This is a genomic window from Pseudaestuariivita rosea, from assembly GCF_017592335.1.
GTDB lineage: Bacteria > Pseudomonadota > Alphaproteobacteria > Rhodobacterales > Rhodobacteraceae > Parasulfitobacter > Parasulfitobacter rosea.
Window position 1 is genome coordinate 1 of the sequence record NZ_JACNMP010000065.1, and the last position, 6,735, is coordinate 6,735.

Genomic DNA, 6,735 nt, shown 5'->3' on the forward strand with positions numbered 1-6,735 from the left:
GGTCCACGCCAGGCTTAGGCTCCGGACCCCCAAACAGCTTCATCCATTTGTAAAGAGAATGCGTGCTGACACCCCAACGCCGCGATACCTCGCGAACCGGATAGCCTCGCACTGTGATCTGATGCACCGCATCGCGCTTGAACTCGTCGCTGTAATTGCTTGTCCCCATGTCGGCCTCCTCGCCTCAAAGTTAGGGGGCAAAGCGTCTACAAACCTAGGGGCAGCTCAGAATGGCGTTAATAGCAATGATCAGCTAGATGATTTTTTCGAAGGTGCCGTATCAGAATTTGCAGCGAAAGCAATCGGTGCAAGGCGTTCTGACAACGTGAATAATTTCAAGGAAGAGTATCCTCATACTCTAGAAAAACCGATGAGTTCGGAAGAGTTTCGTCAACTTCTGGAATCAATGAGAAAAGAATAAACCCCCTCCTGTTTCCAAGAGAGGGTTCTCTACTTTAAACCGCGCTAGGCCTGATAACTTTCAAAAACTCCCGACACTCGGCTCGATAGGGCTCACCAGTCTTCGCGAACCACGACCCGTGTTTTCACGGGCAGTTTCATCGCGGCAAGGCGCAGGGCTTCGCGGGCGATGGTGTCGTTCACGCCGTCGATTTCGAACATCACACGACCCGGTTTCACCTTGGCCGTCCAACGGTCGACAGACCCCTTCCCTTTACCCATCCGAACCTCGATCGGTTTTGCCGTGACCGGCAGATCGGGGAAGATGCGGATCCACACGCGGCCCTGACGTTTCATATGACGCGTCATGGCCCGGCGGGCGGCTTCGATTTGACGGGCGGTGATCCGCTCGGGCTCGGTTGCTTTCAGGCCATATGTGCCGAAGTTCAGGGTGCTGCCACCCTTGGCTTCGCCGTGGATACGGCCCTTATGCATCTTGCGGAATTTTGTGCGTTTTGGTTGCAGCATTCCCTAATCCTCCGTTAGCGACGGCCACCGGCGCCGCGGGGCGCTGGACCATCCTGGAGTTCCTGTTGACGACGATCACGGGCCTGTGGATCATGTTCCATGATCTCGCCTTTGAAGATCCAGACCTTGATCCCGATGATGCCGTATGGCGTCGCAGCTTCGGCTGTCGCGTAGTCGATATCAGCACGCAGAGTGTGCAGCGGCACGCGGCCTTCACGGTACCATTCAGTCCGTGCGATTTCAGCGCCACCCAGACGACCAGCAACATTCACACGAATGCCAAGCGCGCCCATGCGCATCGCGTTTTGAACCGCGCGCTTCATGGCGCGGCGGAACGACACACGACGCTCAAGCTGCTGCGCGATGGACTCAGCGACCAGTTGACCGTCCAGTTCAGGCTTGCGGACCTCAACCACGTTCAGGTGCAGCTCGCTGTCTGTCATCGCGGCCAGCTTTTTACGCAGCGTTTCGATGTCTGCGCCTTTTTTGCCGATGATGACACCGGGGCGGGCTGTGTGGATCGTGACGCGGCACTTCTTATGCGGACGTTCGATGATCACACGGCTGATGCCGGCTTGCTTGCACTCTTCCTTGATAAAATCGCGGATTCTGATGTCTTCCAGCAGAAGATCACCGTAATCCTTCGTGTCCGCATACCAGCGGCTGTCCCAGGTGCGATTGACCTGAAGGCGCATGCCGATTGGATTAACTTTCTGACCCATTAGGCTTGCTCCTCAACTTGACGCACCTTGATGGTGAGTTCCGAGAACGGCTTGATGATACGACCGAAACGACCACGCGCACGGGGGCGGCCACGCTTCATTGTCAGATTTTTCCCAACATAAGCCTCGGCCACGACCAGCTCGTCCACATCCAGATTGTGGTTGTTTTCGGCGTTCGCAATAGCGGACTGAAGGCATTTCTTCACATCCTCGGCGATACGTTTTTTCGAAAACGTCAGATCGTTCAGCGCCTTGTCGACCTTCTTGCCACGGATCATCGCGGCGACCAGGTTCAGTTTCTGCGGGCTTGTGCGAAGCATGCGGGTTTTCGCCATTGCTTCGTTTTCAGCCACACGGCGGGGGTTTTTATCCTTGCCCATGACTTACTTCCGTTTCGCTTTTTTATCAGCCGCGTGACCGTAATAGGTGCGCGTCGGTGCATATTCACCGAACTTCTGACCAATCATGTCTTCGGACACGTTGACCGGAATGTGCTTTTGACCGTTATACACACCAAATGTCAGACCTACGAATTGTGGCAGGATCGTTGACCGGCGTGACCAGATTTTGATGACTTCGTTGCGGCCGGACTCGCGGCTCTTTTCGGCTTTTTTCAGCACGTAAGAGTCGACAAAGGGCCCTTTCCATACAGAACGCGACATGATCTAGCGCCCCTTCTTCTTGGCGTGACGCGAGCGGATGATCAGCTTGCTGGACGCTTTGTTCTTGTTGCGGGTGCGGGCACCCTTGGTTGGCTTGCCCCAGGGCGACACGGGGTGACGACCACCTGATGTCCGGCCCTCACCACCACCATGGGGGTGATCGACGGGGTTCATGACCACACCGCGGACACTTGGGCGGATGCCCTTGTGGCGGTTGCGGCCGGCCTTACCGAAGTTCTGGTTGCTGTTGTCGGGGTTCGACACGGCACCAACGGTTGCCATACATTCCTGACGCACCATCCGCAGCTCGCCCGAGGATAGGCGGATCTGGGCGTAGCCACCGTCGCGGCCCACGAACTGGGCATAGGTGCCAGCGGCGCGCGCGATCTGACCACCCTTACCGGGCTTCAGTTCGATGTTGTGTACGATTGTCCCGATGGGCATGCCGTGGAATGGCATTGCGTTGCCGGGCTTGATGTCAGCTTTTGCCGAGGCGATGACCTTGTCACCGACGGCCAGACGCTGAGGGGCCAGGATATAAGCCTGTTCGCCATCGTCATATTTGATCAGGGCGATAAAGGCGGTCCGGTTGGGGTCATATTCGATCCGCTCAACCGTGGCTGAAACGTCGAATTTGTTCCGCTTGAAGTCAACGATGCGGTAAAGACGCTTTGCGCCACCACCACGACGACGCATCGTGATCCGTCCGGTATTGTTCCGGCCGCCATTCTTGGTCAAACCCTCTGTAAGGGATTTGACCGGACGTCCTTTCCAAAGCTCCGAACGGTCGATCAGCACCAGCCCACGCTGGCCCGGCGTCGTCGGCTTATACGACTTGAGTGCCATGCTTTCTGTCTTCCGTTTGCTTTGCGCCAGGTATGCCCCGGCTTTTCGGTTTCAGGGGCCCCGCAGGTCCCCGGTTTTGAATGGTCTAGTGACCAAAAGCCAAGCCCCGGACGAATCCGGGGCCTGACGGATGGCGCTGGATACTAAAGGGATCGGGGTTGGTCAAGTATAACCGGTAATATTTAAGCCGGGCGATCGTCGGCCCGCGGGTTGGCAATACAATCTGGCCGCTGCTGCGGTTTATGGTTGCCAAATACATCAGATCAACCCGCAGCGCACAGAAGGCCGCCAAATCGCCGACCCGGTCGGGCGGGCCGACGATGGTCCGGCGCCTTCGGCTGGATTCCGGGCGGTTCACGAGTTGGTGCTGCAAGCAACAGAATTCATCTTGTGCTGTTGTTTCTATTAGCAATAGTTGCGGCTTAGGTAGACTGCTATTTAAGCGAGGAGGCACATTTGAAAGATCAAATAGCAAAGCAAGAGGCAGCAAGAGCAAAAATTCGAGCACTCTATGGAACACCCGAGGGCGAAGATGGCCCCACTCTCTTTGTTTCACATCACCTTGATGAACTCAGCTCCGATGAATGGAAGCAATGCCTAGCGATTGAAAAACCCACCGCCGAGCAAATCTTGGATGGGCTCGTATTGGTAAGTGCATGGGACTCTAAGGAAGACGGAAATATCGACACATTCGATTTCAGCCTGCCTAACAATATGACAAATTATCTGATTGCTGTCCGATTTGATGGCGATGAGATCGAGAGTGTCGATATGGAAAGCTGATACAAACACAAAACCCCGGCAACTTCCGTCACCGGGGTTTCAATCTTTCAAAAGCAGTGCAGCCTTACAGGCCAGTGCTCACGTCGATGGTGTTGCCCTCTTCGAGGGTCACATAGGCCTTCTTCACGTCTTTCCGCTTACCAAGCTGGCCGCGGAAGCGTTTGACTTTGCCTTTTGTGATCGTCGTGTTGACCGACTTCACCTTCACACCAAAAAGCGTCTCGACCGCTTCTTTGATCTGGGGTTTGTTGGCCTCCATCGCCACTTCGAACACAACGGCACCGTTTTCCGATGCCATTGTGGCCTTTTCCGTGATGACCGGCTTGCGGATCACGTCGTAGTGTTCTGGTTTTGCGCTCATTTTAACCGAGCCTCCAGTGCTTCGACCCCTGCTTTGGTGATCACAAGTGTATCACGTTTCAGGATGTCATAAACGTTTGCGCCGATCGATGGCAGGATATCCAGACCGTCGATGTTGCGGGCAGCCTTGGCGAAACCTTCGTTCACCTCGGCGCCGTCGATGACCAGCGCGCGCTTCCAGCCCAAGTTTTTGACCTGCTTGGCCAGAGCGGCGGTTTTGCCCTCGGCCTCGGCATTTTCGATCACGACCAGTTCACCTGCAGCGGCCTTGGCCGACAGCGCGTGCTTCAGACCCAGCTTGCGGAATTTCTTCGGCAAATCATGGGCATGGCTGCGCGGCGTCGGGCCCTTATAGATGCCACCCTTGCGGAAGATCGGCGCGTTGCGGTCCCCGTGGCGTGCGCCGCCGGTGCCCTTCTGGCGATAGATCTTCTTGGTCGAATAGCTGGTCTCGGACCGAGTCTTGACCTTGTGGGTGCCCGCCTGCGCCTTGTTGCGCTGCCAGCGGACCACGCGGTGCAGAATGTCGGCACGGGGTTCCAGACCGAAAATCGCATCGTCCAGATCCGCACTGCCGGCCTTCTTGCCGTCCAGTTTGATCACATCAGCTTTCATCTTTATTGCCTCCCTCAGGGGCAGCATCTTCGGCTTTATCGGCCTCGATCGATGCTTCGGCTTCTTTCAGCGCTTCGGCCTCGGCCGCTGCAGCCGCTTCGGCCGCAGCCTTTTCAGCCGCTTCAGCTTCGGCAGCCGCCTGTGCCGCCGCCTCTTCAGCCGCTTTCGCCGCTTCTTCAGCTGCAGATTTCAGCGCAGCGGGCAGAATGGCATTCTCAGGGAACGGCTTTTTCGCCGCATCCTTGATCGTGACCCATCCGCCTTTTGACCCAGGCACAGCCCCTTTGACCATGATCAGGCCACGGTCAGCATCGGTTTTCACGACCTGCAGGTTCTGTGTCGTCACGCGGGCAGCACCCATGTGACCGGCCATTTTCTTGCCCTTGAACACCTTACCAGGGTCCTGACACTGACCGGTCGAGCCGTGCGAACGGTGGCTGATCGACACACCGTGCGACGCGCGCAGACCGCCAAAGTTATGACGCTTCATCGCACCGGCAAACCCTTTACCGATCGATGTGCCCGCCACATCCACGAACTGGCCTTCGAAATAATGATCTGCGGTGATTTCTTCACCCACGTTGATCAGATTTTCAGGGGCCACGCGAAATTCAGCGATCTTGCGCTTTGGCTCAACCTTCGCAACAGCGAAGTGGCCGCGCATCGCTTTCGATGTGCGTTTTGCCTTGGCTGTGCCAGCACCCAACTGAACGGCACTATAACCGTCTTTTTCAGGCGTCCGCTGAGCCACAACCTGCAGCTTGTCCAATTGCAGAACGGTCACAGGGATCTGCTTACCGTCTTCCATGAAAAGCCGGGTCATGCCGACTTTTTTCGCGATTACTCCAGAGCGCAACATCAATATGCCCTCCTTAAACCGAGATTTGAACGTCCACACCAGCGGCCAGGTCGAGCTTCATCAGCGCGTCCACCGTCTGGGGTGTCGGATCAACGATGTCGAGAAGACGCTTGTGCGTCCGGATCTCGAACTGATCGCGGGATTTCTTGTCAACGTGAGGTCCACGCAGAACAGTAAACTTCTCGATCTTATTCGGCAGCGGGATGGGGCCACGCACTTGTGCGCCCGTCCGCTTGGCAGTGTTGACGATCTCTTGCGTGCTGGCATCCAGAACGCGATAGTCAAAAGCCTTCAGCCGAATGCGAATATTTTGGCTTTGCATTTTAACAGCCTTTCGCGGCGTTAGAGTTGATAGGTGGACCACCGGCTCATCCGGTGACCCACGTCGAACCCGAAGGTTTGGTTTATGTCGAGTATGACTACTCGATGATTTTCGATACGACGCCAGCGCCGACGGTTCTGCCGCCTTCGCGGATGGCGAAGCGGAGGCCTTGTTCCATGGCAATCGGCGCGATCAGTTCGACGCCGAAGCTGACGTTGTCGCCGGGCATCACCATCTCAGTGCCTTCGGCCAGCGTCACCGTGCCGGTCACGTCCGTCGTCCGGAAGTAGAACTGTGGGCGGTAGTTGGCGAAAAACGGCGTGTGCCGGCCGCCTTCGTCCTTGGTCAGGATATAGGCTTCGGCCTCAAACTTGGTGTGTGGCGTTACCGAGCCGGGCTTGCACAGCACCTGGCCACGCTCAACGCCTTCGCGATCCACACCCCGCAGCAGCGCGCCGATGTTGTCACCAGCTTCACCACGATCCAGCAGCTTGCGGAACATTTCAACGCCCGTGCAGGTCGTCTTGGTGGTGTCGCGGATGCCCACGATTTCGATCTCGTCGCCCACGTTGATCACGCCGCGTTCCACACGACCGGTCACAACAGTCCCACGGCCGGAGATTGAGAACACGTCCTCGA

Annotated in this window: 12 protein-coding genes; 1 reads left to right on the forward strand and 11 read right to left on the reverse strand. The window is 56.8% G+C overall.

Annotated features, from left to right (window positions below; all coding sequences use genetic code 11):
• The 6 genes from H7848_RS19350 to rplB all read right to left on the reverse strand — a co-directional run.
• The coding region (locus tag H7848_RS19350) for a transposase (RefSeq protein ID WP_208354595.1) at positions 1–169 on the reverse strand (169 nt) is incomplete at its 3' end.
• 344 nt (positions 170–513) lie between these two features.
• Complete coding sequence (gene rplP / locus H7848_RS19355) at positions 514–927, reverse strand: 50S ribosomal protein L16 (protein WP_208354586.1); 414 nt, start codon at positions 925–927, stop codon at positions 514–516.
• Positions 928–941: 14 nt separating this feature from the next.
• Positions 942–1,649 carry a 30S ribosomal protein S3 gene (gene rpsC / locus H7848_RS19360; protein WP_208354587.1) on the reverse strand — a complete coding sequence of 236 codons (708 nt, stop codon included), beginning with the start codon at positions 1,647–1,649 and terminating at the stop codon, positions 942–944.
• Positions 1,649–2,029, reverse strand: a complete 381-nt coding sequence (gene rplV / locus H7848_RS19365; protein ID WP_208354588.1) for a 50S ribosomal protein L22 — start codon at positions 2,027–2,029, stop codon at positions 1,649–1,651. Before rplV ends, rpsC begins: the two co-directional genes overlap by 1 nt.
• A gap of 3 nt (positions 2,030–2,032) precedes the next feature.
• A complete protein-coding gene (gene rpsS / locus H7848_RS19370; protein WP_068315468.1) occupies positions 2,033–2,311 on the reverse strand; it encodes a 30S ribosomal protein S19 in 279 nt (92 codons plus the stop codon).
• A 3-nt stretch (positions 2,312–2,314) separates the two neighbouring features.
• A complete protein-coding gene (gene rplB / locus H7848_RS19375; protein WP_208354589.1) occupies positions 2,315–3,157 on the reverse strand; it encodes a 50S ribosomal protein L2 in 843 nt (280 codons plus the stop codon).
• A gap of 456 nt (positions 3,158–3,613) precedes the next feature.
• Here rplB and H7848_RS19380 point away from each other — a divergent pair, with 456 nt between their 5' ends.
• The gene (locus H7848_RS19380; protein ID WP_208354590.1) at positions 3,614–3,940 is read left to right on the forward strand and encodes a DUF2004 domain-containing protein; all 327 of its coding nucleotides are present in this window, start codon (positions 3,614–3,616) and stop codon (positions 3,938–3,940) included.
• A 64-nt stretch (positions 3,941–4,004) separates the two neighbouring features.
• Here H7848_RS19380 and H7848_RS19385 read toward each other — a convergent pair whose 3' ends face one another.
• The 5 genes from H7848_RS19385 to H7848_RS19405 form a co-directional block, all read right to left on the reverse strand.
• Positions 4,005–4,301 (reverse strand): 50S ribosomal protein L23, encoded by a 297-nt coding sequence (locus H7848_RS19385; RefSeq protein ID WP_208354592.1) that lies wholly within the window; start codon positions 4,299–4,301, stop codon positions 4,005–4,007.
• Positions 4,298–4,915 carry a 50S ribosomal protein L4 gene (rplD, locus tag H7848_RS19390; protein ID WP_208354593.1) on the reverse strand — a complete coding sequence of 206 codons (618 nt, stop codon included), beginning with the start codon at positions 4,913–4,915 and terminating at the stop codon, positions 4,298–4,300. The genes H7848_RS19385 and rplD overlap by 4 nt, the downstream gene beginning before the upstream one ends.
• Positions 4,905–5,774: a 50S ribosomal protein L3 gene (gene rplC, locus H7848_RS19395; protein ID WP_208354594.1), complete on the reverse strand. Its 870-nt coding sequence runs from the start codon at positions 5,772–5,774 to the stop codon at positions 4,905–4,907. The genes rplD and rplC overlap by 11 nt, the downstream gene beginning before the upstream one ends.
• A 13-nt stretch (positions 5,775–5,787) precedes the next feature.
• Positions 5,788–6,096: a 30S ribosomal protein S10 gene (gene rpsJ / locus H7848_RS19400; protein ID WP_044028221.1), complete on the reverse strand. Its 309-nt coding sequence runs from the start codon at positions 6,094–6,096 to the stop codon at positions 5,788–5,790.
• 97 nt (positions 6,097–6,193) lie between these two features.
• Positions 6,194–6,735: EF-Tu C-terminal domain-related protein (locus H7848_RS19405; RefSeq protein WP_272874418.1), on the reverse strand; the 542-nt coding region annotated here is incomplete at its 5' end.

Bases quoted from the DNA above. Each gene is read 5' to 3' on its own strand.
- rplP (WP_208354586.1), bottom strand. From the start codon at position 927: ATGCTGCAACCAAAACGCACAAAATTCCGCAAGATGCATAAGGGCCGT.
- rpsC (WP_208354587.1), bottom strand. From the start codon at position 1,649: ATGGGTCAGAAAGTTAATCCAATCGGCATGCGCCTTCAGGTCAATCGC.
- rplV (WP_208354588.1), bottom strand. From the start codon at position 2,029: ATGGGCAAGGATAAAAACCCCCGCCGTGTGGCTGAAAACGAAGCAATG.
- rpsS (WP_068315468.1), bottom strand. From the start codon at position 2,311: ATGTCGCGTTCTGTATGGAAAGGGCCCTTTGTCGACTCTTACGTGCTG.
- rplB (WP_208354589.1), bottom strand. From the start codon at position 3,157: ATGGCACTCAAGTCGTATAAGCCGACGACGCCGGGCCAGCGTGGGCTG.
- H7848_RS19385 (WP_208354592.1), bottom strand. From the start codon at position 4,301: ATGAGCGCAAAACCAGAACACTACGACGTGATCCGCAAGCCGGTCATC.
- rplD (WP_208354593.1), bottom strand. From the start codon at position 4,915: ATGAAAGCTGATGTGATCAAACTGGACGGCAAGAAGGCCGGCAGTGCG.
- rplC (WP_208354594.1), bottom strand. From the start codon at position 5,774: ATGTTGCGCTCTGGAGTAATCGCGAAAAAAGTCGGCATGACCCGGCTT.
- rpsJ (WP_044028221.1), bottom strand. From the start codon at position 6,096: ATGCAAAGCCAAAATATTCGCATTCGGCTGAAGGCTTTTGACTATCGC.